This is a genomic window from Actinopolymorpha alba DSM 45243 (assembly GCF_000373925.1).
Classification (GTDB): Bacteria; Actinomycetota; Actinomycetes; order Propionibacteriales; family Actinopolymorphaceae; genus Actinopolymorpha; species Actinopolymorpha alba.
This window is the reverse complement of the sequence record NZ_KB892746.1, coordinates 90,377-115,194: the sequence shown is the minus strand read 5'-3', so window position 1 is coordinate 115,194 and position 24,818 is coordinate 90,377. Positions and strand designations below refer to the sequence as shown.

Genomic DNA, 24,818 nt, shown 5'->3' with positions numbered 1-24,818 from the left:
TAATGGAAAGGAATCGGACAGATCGGGCCTGGTTGTTTGCCCGAATTCGGGCAAACCGTTCCCACTGGCTGGTTAGCCGGTGATCTCGATTAGCTACAGGTGTCCGGAAACGGCCACTTCGCGAGACTCGCTCGTCATCGTCTGTACGTCTTCTCGTAAACCGACACCTGTCGCAGCTGACCTTGTTCGTCTAGTCGGTGGAGCTCAGGGAACGGAACTCCGCGACCCGCTCGGGCTGGTCGGTGGGCAGGGCAACGCGGCCATACAGCCAGAGCAGCAGATCCGCCGTCGTACCACTGACCGTCGCCGGGCCATCCGCACGAGGCGTCCACAGCAGTGCGGCGGCAGGGTCTGCCTGGGCGATCGTCCACGAGGATCCGGTATCGGTCGCGGTGAGGACGATCGGGCCGGACAGGGATCGGCCCAGCTGCTTGACGTCGTTCTCGTCGGCCAGGGAGCAGGTGAGGAACTCCTCGACCGCGTCGGCCGCCACCTCGGTCTCCACCGTCCATGCCTTCCCAGCGGCGTTCACGGCATCCCAGTGGTGCACGGCGGCCTCCTGCACCTGGTGCCTCGTGATGAACCCGATGTCCTGGCGTCCGGGGAACCAGGTCCACACGGGTGCTTCCTGGTCAGCGTCGCGAAGCGTGTCGACGAGTTCGGCGGCACCGCGCTCGAACGCCGCGACGAGATCCTCCCTCTCCGGACGCCCCGGCCGCTGGGACTCGTCTGCCGGCGCGGCCAGCCGCTCCCCCGCGATCGTTCGCCAGAACCAGTGCACCTCGGTCAGGTGCCAGACCAGGTCGGCAACGTCCCAGTCGGGACAGTGCTCGACCCGCGCGTCGAGGTTGTCACGGACAGCGTCGGCGAAGCCACGAGAGTGGTATGTGATCGCGGCAAGGCACGCATCGGTAGAGAGAGTCATGGCCGCCACCCTAGGCAACGGCGCCGACAGCGGCATCCGGGTTTCGTCTCACCCGGGTCTAGAGTCCGTTCTCGACTGACCTCTCGGCGCGCACCTCGAAGGGACTTGAGGGCATTGCACGATCTCTACTACCAACCTGACGGCTGCTGGTTCGGAGACTGTATGCCGTTGTGCAAGGACGGCGTGTTCTATCTCTTCCACCAACGCGACACCCGGAAGCCGGGCCCGTTCGGGGAGCCGTTCGGCTGGGCGTTGGCGCGTACCACCGACTTCGTGTCGTACGACGATCTCGGCGAGGTCCTGGAACGCGGCGGGGACGACGACCAGGACCAGTTCATCTTCGCCGGCAGCGTCTTCGAAGCCGACAGAACGTTCTATGCCATGTACACCGGCTACAACCGCGACTTCAAAGCTCGCGGGAAGGCGTCGCAGGTGCTCATGGTCGCCACGAGTCCGGATCTGACGACCTGGACCAAGACGGGACAGGAGCTCGTCGTCCCCCAGCCTGGTTACGATCCAGACGACTGGCGGGATCCCTTCGTCTTGTGGGATGACGACACGCAGCGCTACGTGATGATCCTCGGCGCCCGCAAGGTCGACGGAGAGAAGATTCTCACCGGCCGGACCGTGTCGTTTAGTTCGACCGATCTTCGCGCCTGGACGTTCGAGGGAGATTTCTGGGCGCCCGGCCTCTATTCGATGCACGAGATGCCCGATCTCTTCAGGATGGGAGATTACTGGTATCTCCTGACGACCGAATACAGCGACAAGAGCAAGACGGTCTACCGCATGAGTCGAAGCCTCGACGGCCCCTGGGTCGCGCCCGCGGATGACGCCTTCGACGGACGTGCGTATTACGCCGCTCGCTCTGCAGCCCACGGCGACCAGCGGTATCTCTTCGGCTGGGTGCCCACGAAGGAGGACTGCGATGAACGCCGTTCGTGGCAGTGGGGCGGAACGCTTGTCGTACACGAGATCATGCAGCGCGACGACGGATCCCTCGGTGTCGTCCCACCCGCCGGAGTTGTGGCCGCATTCAGCGATCCGGTAACACTCCCGCACGCACTAATGACTCTTCAGACCAGCGACTCACTCGCTGAGTGCGTCCTTGCCGAGGAGTCGGGCGAGGTGTTCGCCTTCGAAACCACGGTGCGCTTCACGGCTGGCACCAGGGCCTTCAGCCTCCGCCTCTACGAGGACAAGGCGACCGGAGATGGGTACGAATACAGATTCAGCATCCCCGAAAACCGGGTCAGCTTTGATCGACGCCCCAACTATCCCTGGTATCGCTATGACAACAAGGGTCTCGAGCGACCCATCACGCTCACACCTGAACGCGACTACACCATCACGGTGATCGTCGACAACAGCATCGCGACGCTGTATGTCGACGGAGTGGCGCTCAACGCACGCGCCTACGATCGACCAGGCAGAACGATCGCTCTGGACGTCATCGACGGAGCGCTCGAGATCAGCCGCGCGGAAATCCGGAAAGGCTTGCGCCAAACGTCCTAAGGGGCCTCGAATAGGAGACGAACTCAGACACCACGGCAAAGCCCGCCCGCTTGTAGATCTCGACCGCCCCGGTCGGGTTGGTCGCATCGACGTTCAACCGGGCCGTTGTCTTGCCCGCCGCAGCGGCAGCGGTCAGCACCTCGGCCAGCAGGAAGGAAGCGAGGCCCCGGCCACGCCAGACTGGTCGGGTACCGACGACACCGACGTACACGCCATCGGGTTGGGGCTCGTCGAACGCCAGGACGTAAGCAACGATGTCGTCGTCGTACACGATCCGGGACAGGTCTGGCCGGAACCCGGCCGACTCAATCGTGCGGGCAGTCCACTCCTGCATGCCGCGTGGCTCGAAGCCAAAGTGCTCGGCGAACGCTTCCAGATGTGCGGAATAGAGCGCCGCCGAGTCGACATCCGCGGCGTTCTGAACCCGCAGCCCGGTGGGCAACGCCCGGACAGTCGCCGCTGCCGTAGTCGGCGCCTCCATACCGAACCAGTACCGGACCGGAGTGAAGCTCTCACGCTCGAGCAGGCGCTGCGCGACGGTGTCTTGCCGGTGCGCGCCTGCGCGGGCGGTCCAATCGGCTGTCGGCGCGATCTGACGATGCAGATCATCAAGGCGCCCGACCTGCCATGCCAGGAGTTCCCGACCGATGCCTTGCCCGCGCCATGCCGGATGAACGGCGCCGTTCATGCCGGCCTGCTGTCCCCCGTCCGCGGGCGCTGAGACCAGCCCGTACGCGACAACCATGCCGTCCGACGTCACCACAAGTCGGGTGTCAAGATCCACGTCACGTATACCCCGCATCCAGTCGCCCACATCATGGGGACCAAACAACGGCGGTCCACCGAAGTGAACCTCGACGTCGTTCGCCAGTGCGGCCACGGCCGGAGCATCGGCCTCGGCATACGGTCGAAAAGTTGCCATGACCCGACTCTACGAGCCTCCCCACGACAGACTGAGCGGCAAGCCCAAGATCACTTGTTGGCGGCGTCGCGGGCTCCGCGTAGCGCGATGGCGGCCAGGCCGGTGATGAAGACCAGGCCGGCGCAGACGGCGGCGCCGAGGTCGTGTGGTGGGCGGGCGGGCCAGATCCAGGGTGTAGTGAGTGCGGGACCGTGCCACTGGGTGTACAGGGCGTAGATGGCGATCACGAGGTAGGCAGTGGGGGCGGCCCATGCGAGTGCTCCGCCAAGGAATGCGGCGCACAGCAGGCCGATGCCGGTTAGTCCGGCGAGGTTGCGCAGCACGTCCAAGCCGCCCCCGGCGAGATGAGCGCCGATTCCCGCGACGGCCAGTGCGCCTACTGCGGCGGCGGTCAGGGTCAGCGCCGTGCCCAGTCGCAGGAGCGGCAGCCATCGGCCGGTGGCGCGTTCCGGTTCGCCGAACGGGCTGGCGGTGGTGACGGCGATGGCGACGGCGCACCCGGTTTCGAGGATCAGCGGGAGTTGGAGTGCGCCGTAGGCGTCCCACTGCCAGAGCAGCGCGATCCGGAGTACGACAGCGCAGGCCGCGATCGCGGCCAGGGCCGCTGGGACGCGGCGGCTGCTCAGGTGCAGCCGTAGCAGGCGTAGGCCACCACGGGCGGATCCCGCCGGCGGCTTGCCGGCCGCGACAACAGTCATGGCAGCTCCGCGAGGGTGAGCTGACCGGCTCGCAGCGCGGCCACGTGGCGCGTGAGCCAGGCGTGCCGGGTGGCGGGTGGCAGGGCGGCGAACCGTTGCGCGGCGTTGGCGGTGGGGGAACCCGGTGGGAGCGTAGAGGTCTTCAGGATGGCGGCGGCGACCGCCTGTTGCGCGTCGGTCGTCCTGCGGCGGTCACCGCCGATGACGCTGTTGAGGATCTCGCGCGCGGTGTTCGTTCGCAGCTCGCTGGTTAGTTCGTCCGTGGTTGCCGAACGTGCCAGTTGGAAGGGAAGGAGGAGGTGGAGCGTTGGCGGCGTCCCTCTCATGGCCGGGCCGGCACTGCTGATACTGACACCGTTGCCCGATTCCTGTCGGTAGGTCGCGGCGGCTTGGTCGATGCGAGCCGGCGCGCCAGGCAGGCCGGCCAGTTCGCCGAGTACCGGTTCGAGTGCGGCTGTCAGGGTGGGCAGGTAGCTGGCGTACGCGGGGTGCAGGCAGACCGGGATGGGGGTGTCGCCGCACACGGGGGTGTAGGGGACGGGACGGTCGTTGGCAGGGTTGTGCAGCGCGGGGATGGCGATCATGCCGTGGGGGTCGAGCCGCCCGGTGCCAGCCAGCGCGGTCGCGGTGACCGCGGCCAGCACGCCGGCCGTGGTGAGGCCGGCGGTGAAACGGCGTACCCACCGGCCACCGGACCCGGCGGGCAGGCCGAGTACGCCGAGCAGCGCCGCGGTGAGGCCGGCGAGGAACATCAGCTGGACGATGGGCAGGTCAGGCAGGTACCGGTAGAACGTCGCGACGCCATGGTCGGCGCCGATCTCCCAGGGGCCCGCGACCAGCGGGGACACCTGCCAGGGTGAGTCGTCGCCTTGGATGAACTGCGCGGTGAGTTCGAGCGCGAGGAACGCGGCGACCGCGACCAGTGGTGCGGTGAACCGGCTGGGGCGCAGCGCGCCGGCGGCGAATCCGAGCGCGGAGAACGCGGGCAGGCTCGCGGCGCCGACAGCGGCCGGCCACCACAGCGGGCCGCCCCAGGCCCCCTGCTGAGCGGTGACCGCGTACAGCGCAGCCACGCAGCCCAGGTAGGCGACCAGCGCCCAGCAGGTGGTGGCGGCCCAGGTGGCGAGCTGGCGGACCCACCGCGGGCGGGAGACGCCGGACAGAAGGTCGGTCATGCCGTGCCGGGCCTCCCGCGAGCCCAGCCAGGCGGCGGCGCCGACCACGGTGGGCACGAAGACCGCCGAGGCGCTGGTCTGCATGGTCATCGCACGGACGTTCCACAACGGTGGGTACGCCATCGCCGGCCGGTACGTGACCAGCCAGAAGAGCGCGGCGACGATCGGCAGCAGCCACAGCATCACGTTGCGGCGCAGCTCCAACCGCAGCAGTCGCCCCGCCGCCGCCAGCGGCACGCGGGCGGTCCGGCCGGGCCGGGTGGGCACCGGCATGGCGGGTGTGGCGGTCATGAGCCCGCCTCCGCCAGCACCGCGCTGTAGCCGCGCTCCAGCGGGGCATCGCCCGCCGCCGTTGTTCCGGCGCCGCGGGCGACCAGCTCGTCCGGCGTACCGTGGAAAACGATCTTTCCCTGGTCCATCAGGGCGACCTGGGTGCAGGCGGCGCCGACGTCCTCGACCAGGTGGGTGCTGACGATGACGGTGGCCTGCTGCCCGAGGTCGCGCAGCAGGGCCCGGAACGCGACCCGCTGCGCGGGGTCCAGTCCGGCGGTCGGTTCGTCCAGGAGCAGGAGTTCGGGCTCGTTCACGATCGCCTGCGCGATGCCCACCCGGCGCAGCATCCCTCCGGAGAGGGTGCGCAGCTTCGCCGTCGCCTTGTCTCCCAGGCCGACGCGTTCGACCGCGACGGCGACCGCGCGGTGCACCTCCGCCGCCGGCAGCTCCTTCAACAGCGCGAAGTACTCGACGAACTCCACGACCGTGAACCCCGGGTAGAAGCCCAGATTCTGCGGTACGTAGCCGAGCCTGCGCCGGATCTGCCGGCGCTGCCCGTAGACGCCGGGATCACGACCGAGCAACCGTATGCGGCCCGACGACGGTGGGATCACCGTCGCCAGCATCCGCAGCAGCGAGGTCTTGCCCGCCCCGTTCGGGCCGAGCAGACCGAACACGCCCGGACCCGCGTCCAGGGTCACCCCGGCCACGGCCACGTTCCGGCCGAACCGGCGGGTCAGATCAGTGGTCGCGACGTTCATGAGCTTCCTTTCGGGATCCTGGTCGTGTAGAGCACGATCGCCGCGCAGCAGCCGGCGAACGCCAGACAGGGAAGCCACAGTGCTGAGGTCGTCACCGCGGCGCTGATCCGCCCGGTGGCCGCCTGGCCGGCCAGAATCGCGATCAGCCAGCTGGCCACGCCGGCCGCGACACCGACGTTCGCCGACCGGGCGACCGTCGCCGTGGCCAGCGCCAGCGCGCACACAGCGGTCATCGGGAGCAGCCAGCCGAGCGTGACCGCCGTCGCGACGCCTGACGCGGCCGAGGCGGCCAGCCCGAACGCCGCGTTCAGACCGAACACCGTCAGCGCCCGGACCAGCAGCACCATCCGATCGCTGACCGCGACGCTGCACGACAGCTCCCAGGCCGGGTCGACGCCGGGTCCGTACGCGTACGCGATACCCGCTGCGGCCACAGCCGGCGCGACGAGCGCGACGTAGGGCGTCCCGGTCCCCAGCGTGGCCAGCGCCCCGGCCAGCAGCACCACCGCGGTGGCGACGACCCACGCGAGCAGCAGCGACGGCGTGGTCACCAACGCCCGAGCCAGGCCCGGCGAGCGGAGCAGCCGGCCGGCCAGCCGCTCCACCGGACCGGGACGGCGCCGCCACACCTCGGCGGCCACCCCGACCCAGACACGGTCCAGGTCGACGTCGCGCGGAGCTGGGCCGGGCCGCGCCGAGGCACGATCGGGACCCACCTCATGGTCGCTGGTCATCGCCCACCTCTCTCGAGCATCGGGTCGTGGCGTCGCAGCGCCGCGCGCATCAGCCGGCGGATCTGGTACGCGCGGCTCTTCACCGTCCCCTCCGGCACGCCCATCAGCTCAGCTACCTCAGCCACCGGCCGGTCCTCGACGTACATCAGCCGCCAGGTCTCCCGCTGCGGGCTGCCCTCCGGGCCCAGCGCCTCGACGGCGGCGGCAAGCTCTGCCCGGGACAACGCCGCTTCCGTCGGGTCCACCGGCTGCAGCTCACCGGCCGCAACCAGAGCGGTCACCAGCCGTTCCGGATGGCCCCGGCGGCGCAGCCACAACGCCGCCTGCCGCCGCGCGATCCCCCACAGCCATCCACCGGCACCCCCCGACCGGTAACCCGCGGCACCTCGCCACACCCCCACGAAGGTCTCCTGGAGCACGTCCTCCACATCGGCGGCGGGCAGGACCGTACGCAGCCGGGCAGCCAACCACGGCGCATGCCGCGAGAACAGCTCGCGCAACGCCCCGTCGTCACCACCCGCCACGGCACTGACCAGCTCGTCGTCGTCCATCGCCTTCTCTGTTGCGTTCCAGCGCCTCCGGGTTCACGAGGACGCAGAACTTCTTCTTACTGCGAGTCTCAGCGGGAGCCGATCTCCGCCCCCGGGCGGCGACGTACGGGACAAGTCAGGCGGTTGACTTAACTTCGCGGGCGGACTTGACTGGACGCAATCGCAGCTTGGCCTCCGGGGGTGTCACAGTGAGCCAGGACGACAACGGACAGGTACTTAACTACCCGATTCCCAGCGATGCGGCCCTGGAGCCGCCGGCCGAATGGGCGCGATTACGGCAGGAATGTCCGGTTGCCGCGATTCGCCTGCCCAGCGGTGATGAGGCATCGCTCCTCACCCGCTACGACGATGTCAAGTTGGTCTTGTCAGATCCGCGATTCACCCGCCAACTGGACGCGGACGACGCAGCCCGGATCTCCACCAACGAATCGGGCGGACCATTCAACAGCACGCTCGCGTCATCGATCTCCCAGACCGGCGAGGGGCACCTGCGGTGGCGGCGAATGGTCGTCAAGTGGTTCACCGTCAAGCGGATGACCGCTCTCCAACCGAAGATCGAGGCGATGACCGACCGGCTCATCGATGAGCTTCTGGAAGACGGTTGTCCAGCGGATCTCAGGGCGCGCCTTGGCTTTCCGCTGCCGGTGTGGGTGATCTGTGACCTGCTCGGCGTTCCGGACACCGATCGGGAAAGATTCACCTACTGGTCCGAAACCCTGCTGAACCTCACCAGGTATACGCAAGCTGAGGTTGACGCCGCACAGGCGGAGTTCCTGTCGTACATGCGCGGGCACATCACCGTCAGGCGTACGGAGCCGGGCGAGGACCTGCTCAGCGAACTCATCAACGCGACCGATCCTGCCGGTGGCCGGCTGTCTGAGGAGGAACTCGTCGCCACCGGCCAGGGTCTGTTGGTCGCCGGACACGAGACCACCACGAACATGATCGGGAAGATGGTGGCGATGCTGCTGGCCGACCGGCAGCGGTGGGAGCAGTTGCTCGCGGACAGATCGCTGATTCGTACGGCCGTGGAGGAAGCGCTGCGGTTCGACGCCAACGCAGGATTCGGAATGCCGCGGTATCTCACCAACGAGGTCGAAGTCGGCGGCACCCTGCTCCCCCGCGGCACCACCGTCGTATGCAACATGGGCGCGGCCAACCGCGACGAGAGCGCGTTCGCCGACGCCGACGAGATGAACCTTCACCGCAACCCGAATCCCCATCTGGCCTTCGGCACCGGACCGCACTCCTGCCTTGGCCAAACACTTGCCCGCACCGAACTCCAGACGGTGCTCGACGTTCTGCTGCGCCGGCTTCCCTCTCTCGAACTCGCTGTCGCGGCGGAAGACCTGCACCGGGTGGAGGGACTCATCGTCGGCGGGCTACGCGAGGTTCCGGTGCGGTGGTGACCGTGCCGAGCAGCATCAGGTCCGTGCGCGCCGAGCGGAGTGGCGCGACCCGCGACCTGATCCTGACCGCGGCGGAACGCCTGTTCGCCGAGCACGGCGTATTCGCGGTGTCCAACCGCCAGGTCAGCGAGGCCGCGGGACAGGGCAACAACTTCGCCGTCGGCTATCACTTCGGCACCAAGGCGGACCTGGTGCGTGCGATCGTGCGTAAGCACGACGAGCGGATCGAACGGCTTCGCCTGCGGATGTTGGCCAAGCTCGGCGACAGTGCGGAGGTGCGGGACTGGGTGGCCTGTCTCGTACGCCCGGTCACCGAGCACCTTGCCACGCTGGGAAGTCCCACGTGGTACGCGCGGTTCGGCGCCCAGGTGATGACCGACCCCGCACTCCGCGCCATCATGATTGACGAGGCACTCAGCGCTCCACCCTTGCAAGAGCTTCTTGACGGGCTCAACCACAGCCTTCCAGCCTTGCCGTTCCAGGTACGTCTCCAACGCGGCGAGATGGCGCGTCACCTGATCGTGCACATGTGTGCGGACCACGAACGCGCCCTGGCTGACGGAACCCCACCAGCCAGCACCACGTGGCAGGAGCTGGCGACCGGACTGATCGACGCGATCGTCGGGTTGTTGCTGGCTCCCGTCACATCCGCGGACCCGGGCACCTCCTCACGAGAGTAGAGGGAAGCCCTTGACTGCCTGGGAAGTCTCGGGGATCGTCTAGGCGATCAACAACGCCGCCTGACTGTGGACGGAGAACTCCCTCATGGCAGACGCGTCCGAGACCGCACCTCCGACTGGCGGATCCCGCCCCGGCAAAGGCATTTTCGCGCCACGTCAGATCGCGCGGATGGCCATCCTCATCGCGCTCAGCGCGGTTGGCGCGTTGATCAAGATTCCCAGCCCGACCGGCACGGTGGCCTTCGACAGCGCTCCCGGATTCTTCGCCGGCGTGGCGTTCGGTGGTCTGCCGAGCGCCATCGTCGGTGGGATCGGTCACCTGGCGAGCGCGCTCACCACCGGCTTTCCCCTCAGCCTGCCCGTCCACCTGCTGGTGGCGATCGTCGTCATGCCGGTCTCAGTGGTGGCGTTCGGATATCTGGCGCGCAGGACTTTCCTGATTCTGGCGGCCGTCGTCGCGATCGCCCTCAACGCGATCGCCGGCATTGTGGTGGTGATGCCGTTCATCGGTGCGGGTCCGGCGATCGCGCTGCTGGTGCCGCTGCTGGTCGGCGCCACTGCCAACGTGGTGATCGCTTCCGCCGCGTACTCCGTCCTCGCGCGTGGAGGTCTGGTGGGCGAACGCCGGAACGGCAACGGCTGATCCCGTGCATGACAACGCCGGCGGCCGGCGAGCCGTTCGGGATCTGACCGTCGTTCCCCTCACACCTGGCCAGGTGATGGTGGTGGCCTGTGATTCGCTGGGCGCGATCGGCGACAAACCCCACGACGTCTATCGGACCGATCCCGCGACGTGTGGCCACTTCGCGTTACGCGTTCCATTGTTGGAGATACTCGCCGCGGGCGCGCGGCCCGTCCTGGTCGTCAACACACTCAGTGTCGAGATGGAGCCGACCGGTCGAGCGATCATCGCGGCCATGCGCGAGTTGCTCACCGACGTCGGGCTCACGGATCCGGAGGCCTTGACCGGGAGTACCGAGGAGAACGTCCCCGTCGCCCAGACCGGCGTCGGCGTCACGGTGATCGGGCTGGCGCACCCTGATGACCTGCGCCCGGGCGAGGCACGGCCCGGTGACAGCGCCATCCTGCTCGGTCTGCCGCTCTCGGCCCCCGAGGACAAGATCTACCAGGGCCATCCGGGCCAGGTGAGTGTCGCGGAGGTACTCGCGACGGGCCGCCTGACTGGCGTTCACGACATGCTGCCGGTCGGCTCGCGCGGTGTCGCCGCTGAGTTACACGACCTCGCCGCGTCAGCCGGCTTGGACGTCGAGCTGAACGCCGACACACCGGTCGACCTGCGTCGGTCCGGCGGTCCGGCCAGCTGCGTGCTCGTCGCCGGCCCCGAGACGTTGGTCGCGTCCCTGAAAGCGTTGCGGGCAAGCCTGCCAGTCCAGGTCGTCGGGCGGTTCGTGGAACGCCCACAATGAACCCAGCGGTCACCACGAACACAGCGGCAACGGACATCGTCGTGTTGGACCGCGTGTCGTTCACCTACGAACACGCCGCGCAACCCGCCTTGGGAGATGTGACCCTCAGGCTTCCCGCAGGCGCACGCATCGCGATCACAGGGCCGACCGGCGCGGGCAAGACGACGCTCTGCATGCTGCTCAACGGCCTCATCCCGCATCTGTACGAAGGCCGGCTCACCGGGCAGGTGCGGGTCGCCGGCCACGATGTCGCGCGCGAGACGGTGCCGCAGATCGTCCGCGACGTCGGACTGGTGATGCAGGATCCGGAAACGCAGCTCACCGGCCGTACGGTCGAGGAGGATGCGGCGGTCGGACCGGCGAATCTCGGTTGCCCCCGCGGGGTTGTACGTCGACGCGTTGACGAGGCCCTCGCGATGGTCGGGCTGTCGGATCTCGCGACGCGCCCCACCGACCAGCTGTCGGGTGGCGAGTCGCAGCGACTCGCGATCGCCGGGATCCTCGCGATGGAGCCGCGGGTCCTGGTGCTTGACGAGCCAACGTCCGAACTCGATCCCGCCGGCGCGGCCACGGTGGTCGATCTCGTACGCCGACTCGCCCGGGAGCAGGCGCGCACCATCGTGCTGGTCGGACACGATCCGGACCTGATTGCCGGCTGGGCCGATCTCGTGGTCGTGGTACGCGAGGGCGCGGTCGCCTTCGTGGGGACACCGCGTGAGCTGTACCGCGACCCTGATCGGGTTTGTGGTCTGGGGTTGCCTGCCCCGCAGGTCACCGAACTCGGCTGGCGGCTCGTGGCCAGCGGAGTGCTGCCCGCCGACGACCTACCCTTCACCCTCGCCGACGCCGAGCGGGTGCTCTTACCTCGACTCGCCGTTGGTTCGACCATCCCGGCGCAACCGGCCGTCCCGGCCCCGGCGGCCAACACGTCGCCGCGGCGGCCGGCCGACGTACGTACGCCACCACCGACCACGCCCGCGATCGAGGTCGCGGGCCTCACGCACACGTACTCCCCTGGTGTGACCGCATTGGCCGACGTCGATCTCACCATCGACCAAGGGGAGTTCGTCGCGCTGGTCGGCGGCAACGGTGCCGGCAAGACGACGTTCGCCAAGCACCTCAACGGCCTGCTCCGCCCAAGCGCCGGTAGCGTCCGCGTCGCCGGTGAGGACATCGCGGGCCGCGCGGTCGGCGAGCTCGCCCGCCTGGTGGGGTACGTCTTCCAGAACCCCGATCACCAGATCTTCTGCTCCTCCGTTGCGGAGGAGGTCGCCTACGGCCTACGCCAGCAGGGCGCACCTGAGGACGAGATCGACCAATCGGTCGCACGGGTCCTGGAACTGGTCGGGCTGTCGACGGTCGCGGACCGGCATCCGTTCCGGCTCGGCAAGGGACAACGGCAGCGCCTTGCCGTCGCCTCGGTTTTGGCGTTGTCGCCATCCATCCTGGTCATCGACGAACCCACCACAGGACAGGATCTCGCTGGTACGCGATCGATGATGGGGCTCATCGATGAGTTGCACCGGTCGGGCCACACGGTCGTCCTGATCACGCACGACATGTCGTTGGTGGCGCGACATGCGAAGCGGGTATGCGTTTTCGTCGACGGGCGGCTCGCGGCAGACCGCACCCCGCGAGACCTTTTCGCCCAGCCTGACCTACTGAGCCGGGCCTGTCTGGAAGTCCCGCCGATCACGCGGCTCGCAGGCACCCTTGCGGACAAGCTCACCGCCGCCGGACGACCTGACGCGGTGGATCCGGCAACGCTCGACGTCGCGTCGCTCGCGGCGAGTCTCACGGATCTGTTGGCGAGTACGGATGCTCGCTGACTATCAGCCGGCCGACACGCTGCCGCACCGGCTCGACCCGCGCCCGAAACTCCTGGCGTTCGCGGTCGGCGTCGTCGCGTTCTTCCTGTTCGCGCATCCGCTGGCCAACCTTGTCCTGGTGGTGATCGCGTTCGGACTCTGTGCGTGGGCGAAGGTGTCGCACCGGCGGCTGCTGCCGGTCGTCGTACCCCTGCTGCCCTTGCTCGTCCTCATTCCGGTGCTGTCGGCGGTTAGCTACGGACCGGCTCGCTTCGACGGGTCGGCGGCGCGCGTTCTCTTCCATCTCGTGCCCGGCACCGACCATCTCCCGTTCACCGTCGGTGGACTGCTCACCGGCTGCACGCTCGCGCTTCGCCTCCTCGGCATGGTGGCCTTGACGACGGCGTTGACGGTGAGTACGCCGATCGACGGAATCGTCCAGCTGATGCGCAAGGCGCGGTTGCCCTACCCATTGACGTTCCTGGTCGTCACCGCTCTGCGATTCGTACCCACGATGCACCGGAGAGCTGAGCAGGTCCAGGACGCCCAACGTGCGCGGGGCGCGCGGCTCGAACGTGGTGGAATGCTCGGTCGGGTCCGGGCCTTTGTTCCGGTGATGGTGCCGCTGCTTGCCGAAAGCCTTCGCATGGCTGACAATCTCGCCGCCGCGATGCTGAATCGCGGGTACGGCGCCAGTCGTAAGGTCGCCAGCCTGTACGAGATCCGGATGCGGGCCCGAGACTGGGTGGCTGTGGCCGCGTTGACGGTGGTGCTAGGTGCGGTGGTGGCGCTGCGGATCAGGTGGGGATCCTGGGGGTTCTGATGTCTGAATTGGTGAAGGATGGGCCGGACGCCGCGGTCGTCGGCAAGGCGACAGCCGCGTTGTACGGCGTGGCTCTTGGCGATGCCATGGGAATGCCGGGCGAACTGTGGTCGAGGCAGCAGATCCGCGAACACTTCGGTGAGATCACTGGTTTCCTGCCCGGCCCTCCTGGTCATTTCATCGTGGACGGCTACGCGGCCGGGCAGGTCACCGACGACACCCAACAAACCCTGATGCTCGCCGGCGCGATCATCGAGTCCGGTGGCAGAGTCGAGCCGGCGGTGATCGCGCGGCATCTGGTCGCCTGGGCGGACCGCGTGGGCGCCAGCGAAGGTCATTTCCTCGGGCCCAACTCAGCGCGCGCCATCGAGGCGCTGCGAGCGGGAGCACCACTGCAGCAGATCGGCGTACGCAGTGACACGAACGGCGCCGCCATGCGGATCGCACCGGTCGGCATCATCAGCCCGCCGAACGACCTGGTCGCCCTGGTGGACCGCGTCGAAGCCGCGTGCGCGGTGTCGCACCGTACGACGATCGCTATCGCTGGCGCCTCGATGGTCGCGGCCGCTCTCTCTGTGGCGTTTACGGCGCGAGGGTTGGACGAGGTGTTTGCCGCGGCGTACGAGGCGGGATCATTGGGCCTGCTTCGAGGAAATCCGGTGCCAGGCGCTTCGCTGCGGCGGAGGACCGAATGGGCGCTGCGGCGGGTGGCGGCCGGAGGGACGGTCGAGGAGGTCCTGGAGGATCTGTACGACTTCCTCGGCGCGGGCGTCGCGATGACGGAGACTGTGCCTGTAGCGCTCGCCCTGGTGGCGCTCAGCGGTGGCGACCCGATCCGCGCGTCGTTACTGGCGGCGAACCTTGGCGGTGACACCGACACGATCGGGGCGATCGCCGGTGGCATCTGCGGTGCTTACGCCGGCATGGCGGGTATCCCTGAGGATCACCGGGTGGTCCTCGACGAGGTGAACGCTTTCGACATTCCTGCCGTCGCCGCGGCGCTCGCGGTGTTCCGCCAACGCAACCAGTGAGGTGGCTGGGGTGACGCCATCGTCCGAATGCCGCCAGGTGGGCACCGACACGCCAGCGTTACCCGACGGGGGGCGGCCAGAGGCGTGGGCACAGGAGCGGGTCGGTGTAGTCGGGGTGGCCGTCGCTCGTGCGCGTGACGTACTCATCGTTGGGGTGCCAAGCCTGTTTGCCATCGGCACCATGGTGCTCGACGAAGTGGTTGTCACCGGGCTGCAGGTGAATGGCGATCGACCGTCGCGGATAGTCAGCGAGGTTGGGCCCGCTGCCGTGCACAGTGCGGCAGTGGTGAAAACTCATCGCCCCGCGGGGAATCTCGGCCACGACCACCGACACCTCGTGCCGATCCCGAACGTTGTCGAGGGTTGACAGGTCCGGGTTGAAGAAGTCGAGGACCACGTCGTCGTCCCAACGGTGGCTACCGTCCACGAAGGACACCGCGCCGTTCTGCTCGCCAACATCGTGGAACGGCACCCACGCCGTCACCATGTCGGCGCTGGCACACGTACGCCAGTACTGCCGATCCGTGTGCCAACCGACGTTGACCTTCCCGCCTTCCGGAAGGGAACGCTCCGCCGGCTTGTAGAGCAACTGGTCATGCCACAACCGGATCTCATCAGCACCGGAGAGCCGGGCGGCACAGGCCGCGATCAACGGATGCCGCACCAGCGTGGCGAGTTCGTCAACGACGAGGGACGCGTAGTCATTCTTACGAAGGACGTCACCATGCTCGGGCGTCCAACCGCCGTGGGCACGACCACCCGGCAGCAGTTGGTCACGGTCGCCGGCATAGAACCGCTTCATCCCGCGCTCGGCCGTGTCGAGGACGGCGGGTGGCAGGATTGGCCGCGAAATCCAGTAGCCATGGTTGACAAAGAACGCCACATCCTCCTCCGTGGGGAGCAGGTCGGCGTGATGCTCGAGGAACTCTTTCGCAGCGGTCGTCATGGTGCCGACGGTACGCCGAACCTTGCCGCTCAGGCGTTCACAATCGACTCAGTGAACGTACAGAATCTTCAGGTGACCGATGATGTCGTACGCCCGGCTGGCCTGCGCGCCGGCTTCCACGCCCACCTTGACCGAGCTGGCGTCGCGGGACTCGTCCACGCCGGCGACCAGCAGGCCCCGACGTCATTCCTCATCCGTCGCCATCGCCACGACGTGTGGGAGCTGTACCTGCAGCTCAGCGGCCCGGCGACCAGGTGGCTGGTGGGCGAGGAGGAGTACGTCGTTGACCGTCACGAGCTCCTCGTCGTACCACCCGGGACGATCCACCACATGGTGTGCCCGGCCGCGTCCGAATGGCATTTTCTGTTCGCGGCCTTCGATATCGCGCCGCTACTCGAGCGTTTTCCAGAAGTGGCCGACCAATGGCGGCGCGCCGTGCCCCGCATGTGCCCGGCGCGGGCACGGCGGTCCCGCCGTTCGAGGCCTTTCTCCGCGAAGTCCTGACCACGCGGCACTCGCGCGCCGAAGGCCTCACACTCACCGCGCAACATCTGCTCATCGAGGTGACCCGTCTCTTCGCAGGTGAGGGTGGCGTCGATCGCCGGCTGCCGCACCCGGCGGTGGCCCATGCCCGACGCCTGATCGACGAGGCCTACACCGAACGCCTGCCACTCGCCCAACTCGCTCGCACGGTAGGCATGTCACCGACGTACCTGACCACGCTGTTTACGGCGGAGATTGGGCTCAGCCCGGCGCGTTATCAGCGGCAGTTACGCACCCGGCGGGCCGAGGTCCTGTTAGCCGAAACCGACCGGACGATCACTCAGATCGCCGTCGACCTCGGATTCTCCTCCGCCCAACACTTCGCCACCGTCTTTCGTGAGCACACCGGCCTCACTCCCCGCGCGTACCGTCGCAGCATCCTCGCCCGCGGGGAACACTGATCGACACGTTTTCGGGGCCCTCAGCTCGCGGCAGCGATCGGGCCCCCCTCAGCTCGCGGCAGCGACAAGAGCGATACCAGGAATCTTGTACTCGCCGCCGGTCTCGAAAATGCCGAGGGCGTTCTCGAGGCCGGCCGCAACAGCCTTGCCTTCAGGTTGCGGCAGCTTCCGCAGTGCGACGGCGAGGGGGCCCGCGGTGTCGGCCATGAAGCGGAGATAGTCATCGACGTCGCGGAACTGGAACTCAAGCGGAACCTCTTCCACCTTGACCACCCTGAATCCGGCGGCCTCGAGCAGAGCCTTCGTTTGGACCGGGCTCGCCATGCTGAACGGCGTAGGAACCCCCTCGCGAAGGGCCGGCAGCTGCCCGCCTTTGACAAGGGTCGAGGCGATGACCGTGAAGAATGGATTGCGCTCGGCAGCTCCCCACACCGCCAAGGTCAGCCGCCCGCCGGGGCGAAGCACTCGGCGCGTCTCGCGCAACGCTTCGGCGGGATCCGCCATAAGCATGTAACCGAACCGGCAGAGGACGCCGTCGACCGAATCGGTGTCGAGACCGAGGTATTCGGCGTCCAAGACGCGAAACTCCACGTTCTTGATTCCGAGCTCGGCACCCCGGCGGCGGCCCACGTCCAGCATCGCCGGAGAGAAGTCGGTCGAGATCAGGCGGGCGTCCCCGCCGAGCGCCCTGACAGCTTCGAAGCCTGTGTCGCCTGCCCCGGCGGCGAGCTCGAGCACGGTGGCCCCGCGAGGGGAGGCCAGCTCACGGACCATCCACTCGCGCACCGGCGCCACAACCGTCTCGAACCGCGATCGCCAGCGCTCCCAGCCGGGCGCGATCGTCTGCGAGATCTCGTAGCTGGTACGGCGGTACTCGTCGGTTACCTGGTTCGTCATTGCGGACCTCCGTGCTTGGCTCGGTGCTCAGTCATGAGTTGAGACACCACCGGCCGGGATGATGGACCGGTCCGTTTCGCCTACGTTCGGGGTCGTTACCTGTGATGGACAGGATTCGGAGAGGTCTTGCGGTGCACCCATGCGGACCGAGCAGATGATCACCCGCGCCCGTACGGGCGACGAGGCGGCGTTTGGCGAGCTCGTCGACCCCTATCGTCGCGAGCTCCAGTTCCACTGCTACCGCATCCTCGGCTCGCTGCAGGACGCCGAGGACATGCTCCAGGAGACGCTGCTGGCCGCATGGCGCGGCCTCGAGGACTTCAAAGGGCAAGCTTCGCTGCGCGCCTGGCTCTACCGCATCGCGACCAACCGTTGCCTCAACCTGCTGCGCGATCGCGGGCGCCGGCCACCCTCGCTCGAACCAATGGTCGAGCCCCCGGAACCGACCCGCCGCGGTGAACCGATCTGGCTCGAGCCCTACCCCGACGTCCTGCTCGACGGCATCCCCTCGACCGCGCCGGGCCCGGACACCCGATACGAGACCAGGGAGGCGGTTGGGCTGGCGTTCATTGCCGCGCTCCAACGTCTTCCACCGCGCCAGCGGGTGGTACTCGTGCTCCGCGACGCCCTTGGCTTCAGCCGCGCCGAGGTGGCGGCCATGCTCGACGCCACCGAGGCGTCGGTCAAAGCTTGCCTCCAGCGCGCCCGGGCGACACTCGACGCCTCTCACCCCGCACCGAGCCGCGAAAGCGCACCATTGCCGCGCTCCCCGCGTGAGCTCGACGTGATCGGCCTCTTCATCGCCGCACTCGAAAATGGCGACGTCGACGGTGTGGTCTCCCTACTCACCGACGACGCCTGGCTGACAATGCCACCCGAGCCGTACGAATACCAAGGCCACACCGCTATCGCCGCCTTCCTCCACCACCGCGCTCCCCTGCTCGGCGGCCACTTGCGGCTCGTGGCCACCCGGGCCAACGGTCAACCCGCGTTCGGTTGCTACCTGCCCGACGCCCAGGCCAAAATCGTGCGCGGCTACGGATTGATGGTGCTCACCCTTGAGGGCAACCTCCTGTCGGCCATCACGTGGTTCGGCGAACGCAGCTTGTTCCCTCATTTCGGGCTTCCACGCACCATCCCTGAGTAACCTCACAGCGACTACTGCGCCAGGAGGGCTCATGACCAGATGCTCGGTTGGTTCTCGGTCTGTGTCGTACGTACTCGCCAGGGATGACGGGCTGCGCACCGACGTGTTGGCCCTCGACGGCGAGAAGGGATGGTCGGTCCTGAAAGCTGGGCCGGTCTTCACGGTCGTTGTGGACGGGCTGACAATCAACGGGGAGTCCGACGGTCTCGAGGTCGAGAATGTCACGACGATCGGGCGCGGTCGCGGTGTTGTGGAGGAGATCACCCGCTGCGGATATGCCCGCGAAAGCCTGACCGTGGGGATCGAATGGCACGTCGTCCGCTATCCGGATCTTCCGCTGATAGAGACGTGGGTCAGCCTGACCAATCGCGGTCCACATCCGGTGACGGTCGAGCGGTTGGATTCGTTGGGGCTGACCATTCCTGCTGGCGATTACGAGCTGCTTTCGTTCACAAGTGCGTGGGGCAAGGAGTTCGACGGCGTACGCGAGCCTCTGAAGGACTCCAGGACGATCGGTACGCTGGCCGGCCGGTCCTCTCAAGGGACGCATCCGTGGTTCGGTCTGGTCCGCGCTGACGGGTCGGTGTTGTGCGGGGCGATCGCCTGGTCCGGCAACTGGATCGTCCGCCTGGAAGAAGTGACGAAGGTGAGCGGGACCGCGGACGCTGCGGAGGAACGGCGCGCTGGAGCGGGTTACGTCCTCACCGGCGGCCTGCATGACCACGGGTTCACCAAGAACCTGCGCCCTGGTGAGACCGTCGACGCGCCTCCCGTTGTCCTCGCCCTCGGATCGGACGGCAACCTGGACACGACGTCGATCTATCTGGCTCGGGCAGCGCGAGAATACTGGGCGCCGCGGAACGATCTCGCGGACCGCCTGCCGGTGGAATGGAACCACTGGTGGACCTACGAAGATCATCGAATTGACGAGGCCACGTTCAAGGCGAACGCCGACATCGCGGCCGAGCTCGGAGTCGAGGTCTGCACTCTCGATGCCGGATGGTTCGGACCGGATGATTCCACCTCCCACTGGCCGGAGGTTCGCGGCGACTGGGACCTGGTTAATGCCGCCAGGTTCCCCGGTGGGATCCGAGCGCTCGCCGATTATGTGCATGAGCGTGGAATGCGGTTCGGGCTGTGGTGCGAGATCGAAGCGCTCGGACCGAAGGCTGCCCTCCTCACCCGGCGCCCGGACTTCCCCGCGCTGCGGGACGGCGCGCCACTCGGCTACGTCTGCCTGGCCAACCCGGCCGCCTGGCAGTGGGCGTACGAAACGCTCGACCGGCTGTCCCGTGAGCTGGGTGCGGACTGGATCAAGCTGGATTTCAATCTCGACCCCGGGCTCGGCTGCAACCGTACCGATCATGGCCATGGCGTCGGCGACGGGCTGTTCGAGCATTACCTCGGCTACTACCGCCTGCTTGACCGGGTACGCGAGGAGCATCCTGACCTCGTACTCGAAAACTGCTCGTCGGGTGGGCTGCGGGTCGATCTCGGAATCCTGCGGCACACTCACCTGACCTTCCTGAGCGACCCTGACTGGCCAGAGCACGGCCTGCAATTGCTGTGGGGCGCAACGACGATGCTGCCCCCAAACCAGCTGCTGCACTGGGGATTCTCGGAGTGGCTCAGCACCCATCCACAGCAGACGTTCGATCCGCGCGATATCCAGCTCGCACCACACCAGCTGGATTACTACCGGCGGATCGCAATGCTTGGCGCGACTGGTTTCTCGTTGGGTTTGCCGGAGCTGCAGGCGTGGGTCCGGGACCGGCTGGCCGCGCAGATTCGCACGTACCAGCAACTCGTACGGCCGTTCGTAAGAACCGCCGATGTGCACCGGCTGACCGGCTCGCCGCGGCGGTTCGGCGGCGGGGACCGGTGGGCCGCGGTGCAGTACGCCCAACCTGAGGGCAGCGAACACCTCGTCCTCGTCTTCCGGCTATCCGGCGGCGAACCCAGCCAGGAGATCCGGCTGCACGCCCTCGACCCGGACCAGCTTTACAGCGTTCGTTGGCAGGACGGCGAACGCGACGAGACCCGCAGTGGCGCGGAGTTGATGGACGGCGGACTTGCCCTCACCCTGCCTGAGGAAGGCTCAGAGATTCTTGTGATCCGGGAGAGTCGACGATCATGACGACACAGGATTTGGTGGAGATCCTTGCACGCTCGCAGGTAAACCCAACCTTCTACAGCATAGGAAGCGAAGTAGACCAGACTCTTTGCCTTATTCATCAGGATCAGATGTGGACGGTGTTCATAAGTGAGCGTGGCCAGAGATTCGACACCGTCAATTTCGTTCTAGAAGACAACGCATGTGTGTATTTTCTGAAGGTAATCTTCGAGTTGACAAGGACCGGATAGGCGGGTCCCCACTGAAGCGTCGCCCGGTCCGATCGTCAAGAGGTTAGGTCCTACGCGGGGCGGACCAGCAGGGCGGCGAGGTGCCAGTGGTCGTTCGGCGTACCGGAGAGTTCGAGGTCGATCTCACGTCCAGACGCCCCGCCGTCCAGGGTGAAGCGTTCCCAGGTGAACTCGCCGGTCCCAAGTGGTCTGCTCGCGACAAGCAGGACGCCTTCGGAGCGGACGTACGTGGGCTGCGAGGGTTGGGTGCCGTCGCCGACGAGCAGGTAGGCGTCGTGTGGTCCGGCGGGGATCGCGAGCCGGAGCGTGCGGGCAACCGTGTCGTTGACGAAATCCCGACGGAGCGGGTCGGGGACACCGCGGTCACGCGATTGCGGCGCTGGTCCAACCCAGCCGTATCCCGCCGCCGTCGACCAGCCATCCCCGGGCGCGAGGCGCTGGTAACTGGCGAGCAGCGGGCTGGTGGCTGGCCCGGCGTCGAGCGCGTGCACGACACCGGCGCCGTCGGGTACGCCCAGCACCTCGACGTTCTGTCGCCCGCCGCCGACCGTGCGGCCCTCGGCCGACACCTCAAGCTGGAGCCTCGCAAAAGTGGGCTCCTCGCCAGGCACGACCACGGCCTCGATCCGGGCGGTCCCGCCCGCATCGACCGTGACGGTCCCGGGCCGGCTCGACCATCCGTCGGGGACCGTCGCCGCAGCCGTGACGGAGATGGCATCTGCCTCGGTGAGGTTCGCGACCTCGATCGTCACCGAGTGGTCTCGGCCACCGACCATGAGCAGCGGCACGTCGATGCCGGTGACGACGATCGGGGGCGGCTCGGCGCGCGGATCCCTGAGAGCGAGCGCGTTGAGGTGCCAGTGCTGACCGGGTACGCCGGACAGTTCGAGGTCGACCGTGCGGCCGGCAGCGCCGCCGTCCAGCATGAATGACAGCCAGGCGTACGACCCACCGGTCATGAAGGCGCTCTCGGCGACGAGTTCCCCACCCGAGCGAACGAACGTAGGGAAGGAGTCGGCGCCGGCATCACCGACGAGGAGGTACGCCTCGAAGGTGCCGGCCGGCACCGCGATCCGCAGCGTACGTGCTGCGACGTCGTTGACGAAGTCCTGCCGGAGCGGATCGGGACGGCCGCGGTCGCGCGACTGCGGCGCGGCTCCGACCCACCCGTACCCGCGCTGCGGATCCCAGGCGTCGCCCGGCGCGAGCCGGCGGTAACTCGGCATGATCGGACTGCTCGCGGAACCGGCGTCGAGGGCGAGAAAGCAGTGGGAGCCGGCCGGCGCGGTGATGGTGTCGACGAGAGGTTGGAGTACACCCAGCCCGCCGGCATTGACCTCGGCGCGCAGTGTCGTGATCTCGGGCTTGATCGGCGGCGTGACCGGGATCGAGACGTCGCCGAACTCGCGTGGCGTCAGCGTGGTGGTGTCGGTTCCGGTACTCCAGCCGTCCTTCGCCGCGAAGCCCACGGTCACCGCCCGCCCGGTCGTCGAGGCGTTGCCGACTGAGAGGCGGAGGACGTTTGGCCAGCCGCCCAGGAAAACCCTCGACTCGGCAGGCCGAAGCTGCACCCATTCCCGTGCAGGGTCAGGGATCCTGCTGCGTTCGAAGTAATAGGAGACGATCGAATCGCGCCAGAGCGTGGCGTGCTCGACCTGGCGGTCGAACCGTCCGAGGATTTCGGCGTATCGGCGTTCGTCGATCCGGCTGCCCAGTGATCGCCACTGGCGACGCAGACGTTCTGCGTCGTCCAGGCCGTCGAAGTGGGAGTCGTAGATGTGTTGGATGACGGTGCTGCCGGAGTGCAGGCGGTGGGTGTATGGAACGTGGTGCATGAACAGCAGGAGCTCGTCGGGGCAGGTCACCAGTGACTCGAAGACCCGCGCCACGGGCGGATGGTAAAGGCCGGTGTAGCCGATGCCGGTCGCGACCGTCCGGTCAAAGCCGGTGCCCTCCGAGTTGGCTTGGTTCCATGGAGCGTTGCCCTCTGGATTCGGGGTGAAGTGGTCGCCTGCGATCATGAATCCCACCCCCAGGGGCGAGGTGTAAGACTCGTAGATCTCCCATGACCGCAGCAGCATCCTGGTCAGGACCTGGACGACTTGCGGATGCGAGCCGAACGTCATGCGTACCCATTCCTCGGCGACCTGCGCGGGATCCAGCCGCGGGTTCCAGGCGAGCCGCCCGAAGCCGTGGGTGTTGGCCGCGGCGAGCTGGTGCCGCGTCCAGTCGACGTCGGAGCCGACGTTCATCACCCCGGCAACTCCGCCTTGACGGCGGTCGTAGGTGGTTCCCGCCACGATGTCGGCGACGGTCGTGCCCGCCCCGGCCGCGTGGGTGTCGAAGTCGTAAACCTCCTTCCACATCGGCACCAGGTAACACAGATGGGTCGACTGTCCGGTGTACTCCTGAGTGATCTGTAGCTCGAGCATTGAATTCGTGCGCGGCAACGCTCCGAACAACGGATGAACTGGCTCGCGGACCTGGAAGTCAATCGGACCGTTCTTGATCTGGAGTACCACGTTGTCGGCGAACGCCCCGTCGAGCGGCGTGAACGTCTGGTACGACTTGTGGGCCCAGGTTCTCGGGTCGAAGTCGTGGACGAACGCCCGCCACATAACGATCCCGCCGTGCGGTTCCACAGCCCGAGCAAGCAGGTTGGCGCCGTCGGCGTGGGTGCGGCCGTAGGTGAGCGGCCCGGGTTGACCTTCGGAGTCGGCCTTGACCAGGAAGCCGCCGAAATCGGGGATCAGGTCGTAGATCTCGACGGCCTTGTCCCGCCACCACGCCTGCACATCCTCATCGAACGGGTCGGCCGTTGGTAGGCCGCCCAGGGTGATCGGGCAGGCGAAGTTCGCCGACAAGTAGAAGTTGACACCCCATGCGCGGAGGACGTCCGCAAGCCCGGTCAGTTGCCGCAGCATCTCGGTCGACAGGAACGCGGAGTTGGCGTTGACATTGTTGACCACGGTTCCGTTCATGCCGAGGGACGCCAGTGCCCGCGCGTAGGTGACGTAGTGCGGCAAAATCTCGGGTAGTTCCTCCCAGTGCCAGATGGACTGACCGGCGTACCCTCGCTCGACGCTGCGGTCCAGGTTGTCCCAGTGGTTGGCCAGGCGCAGTGGGTTGGCCGGACGTTCGACGACGTCAAGGGTGGTGAGACTCTCGTGGGTCTGCAGGAGTCGCAGGAGATGGAACGCGCCATAGAGGGCGCCACGTTCAGCGTTTCCTGCCACCAGAATCGCGTCGCGGCCCCCGATCTGGCGACGCAGGAGCACGTATCCCTCAGGCCCGAGCCCGCGGAGCACGTCTGGTTCGACCGCGTCCGCGACGAACCGCGAGGACTCCGGCGTACCAACGATGAGCGCACCGTCGCCTGAGGGCGCCTGCTCCCGCGGAACCGTTCGTCCTGTGAGCGCCGACAGACCGCGACAGAGCTCGTCAACGGCCGACCCCAGCACCTTCCCGCCATCGGGAACGACGACGTGGGTGAGCGCTCGACGGTACGACGTCAACAGCCTGGCGTCGTCCACCAATCGATACCGCAGCCACAACTCGTGGCCGTCCTCGCCGGATGGCTGGGGACCGTCCGGCCGGGTGGTTGCCCAGGCCATCGACCCTGGCGGCAGGAAGAGACCCCCTGCCAGCACGCCAGCGCCGGCAAGCAGTTGTCGACGGGTGACATGGTCATGCATCAGGAACCCCACCGTGGTCGTCGTTTGTGGGCCTGGCGCAGATTCTTAGAAGACGATTTCGTCCTGGACCGTAGGCAGTGAGGCTCCCAGCGT

Annotated in this window: 22 protein-coding genes; 12 read left to right on the top strand and 10 right to left on the bottom strand. The window is 67.5% G+C overall.

Going from position 1 to position 24,818, the window contains the following annotated elements; translation table 11 throughout:
* Positions 1-190 precede the first annotated feature (190 nt).
* Positions 191-925, bottom strand: a complete 735-nt coding sequence (locus B141_RS40240) for a maleylpyruvate isomerase family mycothiol-dependent enzyme (RefSeq protein WP_020575410.1) — start codon at positions 923-925, stop codon at positions 191-193.
* On the opposite strand from B141_RS40240, the gene B141_RS0111995 reads away from it, so the two are divergent.
* The gene (locus B141_RS0111995) at positions 827-2,440 is read left to right on the top strand and encodes a family 43 glycosylhydrolase (protein ID WP_337587603.1); all 1,614 of its coding nucleotides are present in this window, start codon (positions 827-829) and stop codon (positions 2,438-2,440) included. The genes B141_RS40240 and B141_RS0111995 overlap by 99 nt on opposite strands.
* Here B141_RS0111995 and B141_RS40235 read toward each other — a convergent pair.
* The 6 genes from B141_RS40235 to B141_RS40220 are packed head-to-tail and all read right to left on the bottom strand — an operon-like array spanning position 2,397 to position 7,554.
* Complete coding sequence (locus B141_RS40235) at positions 2,397-3,362, bottom strand: GNAT family N-acetyltransferase (protein ID WP_084678248.1); 966 nt, start codon at positions 3,360-3,362, stop codon at positions 2,397-2,399. The genes B141_RS0111995 and B141_RS40235 overlap by 44 nt on opposite strands.
* Positions 3,363-3,412: 50 nt before the next feature.
* Complete coding sequence (locus B141_RS45525; RefSeq protein WP_020575407.1) at positions 3,413-4,060, bottom strand: hypothetical protein; 648 nt, start codon at positions 4,058-4,060, stop codon at positions 3,413-3,415.
* Positions 4,057-5,526, bottom strand: a complete 1,470-nt coding sequence (locus B141_RS0111980; RefSeq protein WP_020575406.1) for an ABC transporter permease — start codon at positions 5,524-5,526, stop codon at positions 4,057-4,059. Before B141_RS0111980 ends, B141_RS45525 begins: the two co-directional genes overlap by 4 nt.
* Positions 5,523-6,269, bottom strand: coding sequence for an ABC transporter ATP-binding protein (locus tag B141_RS0111975; protein WP_020575405.1), 747 nt, complete (start codon positions 6,267-6,269; stop codon positions 5,523-5,525). Before B141_RS0111975 ends, B141_RS0111980 begins: the two co-directional genes overlap by 4 nt.
* Positions 6,266-7,003, bottom strand: coding sequence for a hypothetical protein (locus tag B141_RS45520; protein ID WP_020575404.1), 738 nt, complete (start codon positions 7,001-7,003; stop codon positions 6,266-6,268). The genes B141_RS0111975 and B141_RS45520 overlap by 4 nt, the downstream gene beginning before the upstream one ends.
* Positions 7,000-7,554 (bottom strand): RNA polymerase sigma factor, encoded by a 555-nt coding sequence (locus tag B141_RS40220; protein ID WP_020575403.1) that lies wholly within the window; start codon positions 7,552-7,554, stop codon positions 7,000-7,002. The genes B141_RS45520 and B141_RS40220 overlap by 4 nt, the downstream gene beginning before the upstream one ends.
* Positions 7,555-7,742: 188 nt before the next feature.
* Between B141_RS40220 and B141_RS0111960 the strand changes: the two genes are divergently transcribed.
* The 7 genes from B141_RS0111960 (at position 7,743) to B141_RS0111930 (ending at position 14,732) form a co-directional block, all read left to right on the top strand.
* Positions 7,743-8,963, top strand: a complete 1,221-nt coding sequence (locus tag B141_RS0111960; protein WP_020575402.1) for a cytochrome P450 — start codon at positions 7,743-7,745, stop codon at positions 8,961-8,963.
* A gap of 23 nt (positions 8,964-8,986) precedes the next feature.
* Positions 8,987-9,643, top strand: coding sequence for a TetR/AcrR family transcriptional regulator (locus B141_RS0111955; protein ID WP_237742681.1), 657 nt, complete (start codon positions 8,987-8,989; stop codon positions 9,641-9,643).
* Positions 9,644-9,728: 85 nt separating this feature from the next.
* Complete coding sequence (locus B141_RS40215) at positions 9,729-10,286, top strand: ECF transporter S component (RefSeq protein ID WP_020575400.1); 558 nt, start codon at positions 9,729-9,731, stop codon at positions 10,284-10,286.
* Between the two features lie 4 nt (positions 10,287-10,290).
* Positions 10,291-11,070 (top strand): AIR synthase related protein, encoded by a 780-nt coding sequence (locus B141_RS0111945; protein WP_026257140.1) that lies wholly within the window; start codon positions 10,291-10,293, stop codon positions 11,068-11,070.
* A complete protein-coding gene (locus B141_RS40210) occupies positions 11,067-12,899 on the top strand; it encodes an ABC transporter ATP-binding protein (protein WP_020575398.1) in 1,833 nt (610 codons plus the stop codon). Before B141_RS0111945 ends, B141_RS40210 begins: the two co-directional genes overlap by 4 nt.
* Positions 12,889-13,701 (top strand): energy-coupling factor transporter transmembrane component T family protein, encoded by an 813-nt coding sequence (locus tag B141_RS0111935; protein WP_020575397.1) that lies wholly within the window; start codon positions 12,889-12,891, stop codon positions 13,699-13,701. Before B141_RS40210 ends, B141_RS0111935 begins: the two co-directional genes overlap by 11 nt.
* Positions 13,701-14,732, top strand: a complete 1,032-nt coding sequence (locus B141_RS0111930; protein ID WP_063828597.1) for an ADP-ribosylglycohydrolase family protein — start codon at positions 13,701-13,703, stop codon at positions 14,730-14,732. The genes B141_RS0111935 and B141_RS0111930 overlap by 1 nt, the downstream gene beginning before the upstream one ends.
* A gap of 58 nt (positions 14,733-14,790) precedes the next feature.
* Here B141_RS0111930 and B141_RS0111925 read toward each other — a convergent pair whose 3' ends face one another.
* Positions 14,791-15,678, bottom strand: a complete 888-nt coding sequence (locus B141_RS0111925; RefSeq protein ID WP_020575395.1) for a phytanoyl-CoA dioxygenase family protein — start codon at positions 15,676-15,678, stop codon at positions 14,791-14,793.
* A 72-nt stretch (positions 15,679-15,750) separates the two neighbouring features.
* On the opposite strand from B141_RS0111925, the gene B141_RS49210 reads away from it, so the two are divergent.
* On the top strand, positions 15,751-16,182 hold the full coding sequence (locus tag B141_RS49210; RefSeq protein ID WP_157180962.1) for a cupin domain-containing protein: 432 nt from the start codon (positions 15,751-15,753) through the stop codon (positions 16,180-16,182).
* Between the two features lie 59 nt (positions 16,183-16,241).
* Entirely contained in the window at positions 16,242-16,622 is a 381-nt protein-coding gene (locus B141_RS40205) for a helix-turn-helix domain-containing protein (protein WP_169512925.1), read from the top strand.
* Between the two features lie 48 nt (positions 16,623-16,670).
* Here the strand turns inward: B141_RS40205 and B141_RS0111905 are convergent, their stop codons facing one another.
* On the bottom strand, positions 16,671-17,519 hold the full coding sequence (locus tag B141_RS0111905) for a class I SAM-dependent methyltransferase (RefSeq protein ID WP_020575391.1): 849 nt from the start codon (positions 17,517-17,519) through the stop codon (positions 16,671-16,673).
* Between the two features lie 139 nt (positions 17,520-17,658).
* Between B141_RS0111905 and B141_RS0111900 the strand changes: the two genes are divergently transcribed.
* A complete protein-coding gene (locus B141_RS0111900) occupies positions 17,659-18,666 on the top strand; it encodes a sigma-70 family RNA polymerase sigma factor (RefSeq protein ID WP_020575390.1) in 1,008 nt (335 codons plus the stop codon).
* A 31-nt stretch (positions 18,667-18,697) separates the two neighbouring features.
* A complete protein-coding gene (locus B141_RS0111895; RefSeq protein WP_157180961.1) occupies positions 18,698-20,803 on the top strand; it encodes an alpha-galactosidase in 2,106 nt (701 codons plus the stop codon).
* Positions 20,804-21,080: 277 nt separating this feature from the next.
* On the opposite strand, the gene B141_RS50660 is transcribed toward B141_RS0111895, so the two are convergent.
* Positions 21,081-24,725: an alpha-glucuronidase family glycosyl hydrolase gene (locus B141_RS50660; RefSeq protein ID WP_084678263.1), complete on the bottom strand. Its 3,645-nt coding sequence runs from the start codon at positions 24,723-24,725 to the stop codon at positions 21,081-21,083.
* Positions 24,726-24,818: the final 93 nt, after the last annotated feature.

Coding starts and splice junctions, on each gene's coding strand:
- B141_RS40240 (WP_020575410.1), bottom strand. CDS start 925: ATGACTCTCTCTACCGATGCGTGCCTTGCCGCGATCACATACCACTCT.
- B141_RS40235 (WP_084678248.1), bottom strand. CDS start 3,362: ATGGCAACTTTTCGACCGTATGCCGAGGCCGATGCTCCGGCCGTGGCC.
- B141_RS45525 (WP_020575407.1), bottom strand. CDS start 4,060: ATGACTGTTGTCGCGGCCGGCAAGCCGCCGGCGGGATCCGCCCGTGGT.
- B141_RS0111980 (WP_020575406.1), bottom strand. CDS start 5,526: ATGACCGCCACACCCGCCATGCCGGTGCCCACCCGGCCCGGCCGGACC.
- B141_RS0111975 (WP_020575405.1), bottom strand. CDS start 6,269: ATGAACGTCGCGACCACTGATCTGACCCGCCGGTTCGGCCGGAACGTG.
- B141_RS45520 (WP_020575404.1), bottom strand. CDS start 7,003: ATGACCAGCGACCATGAGGTGGGTCCCGATCGTGCCTCGGCGCGGCCC.
- B141_RS40220 (WP_020575403.1), bottom strand. CDS start 7,554: ATGGACGACGACGAGCTGGTCAGTGCCGTGGCGGGTGGTGACGACGGG.
- B141_RS40215 (WP_020575400.1), top strand. CDS start 9,729: ATGGCAGACGCGTCCGAGACCGCACCTCCGACTGGCGGATCCCGCCCC.
- B141_RS40210 (WP_020575398.1), top strand. CDS start 11,067: ATGAACCCAGCGGTCACCACGAACACAGCGGCAACGGACATCGTCGTG.
- B141_RS0111935 (WP_020575397.1), top strand. CDS start 12,889: ATGCTCGCTGACTATCAGCCGGCCGACACGCTGCCGCACCGGCTCGAC.
- B141_RS0111930 (WP_063828597.1), top strand. CDS start 13,701: ATGTCTGAATTGGTGAAGGATGGGCCGGACGCCGCGGTCGTCGGCAAG.
- B141_RS0111925 (WP_020575395.1), bottom strand. CDS start 15,678: ATGACGACCGCTGCGAAAGAGTTCCTCGAGCATCACGCCGACCTGCTC.
- B141_RS0111905 (WP_020575391.1), bottom strand. CDS start 17,519: ATGACGAACCAGGTAACCGACGAGTACCGCCGTACCAGCTACGAGATC.
- B141_RS0111900 (WP_020575390.1), top strand. CDS start 17,659: ATGCGGACCGAGCAGATGATCACCCGCGCCCGTACGGGCGACGAGGCG.
- B141_RS0111895 (WP_157180961.1), top strand. CDS start 18,698: ATGACCAGATGCTCGGTTGGTTCTCGGTCTGTGTCGTACGTACTCGCC.
- B141_RS50660 (WP_084678263.1), bottom strand. CDS start 24,725: ATGCATGACCATGTCACCCGTCGACAACTGCTTGCCGGCGCTGGCGTG.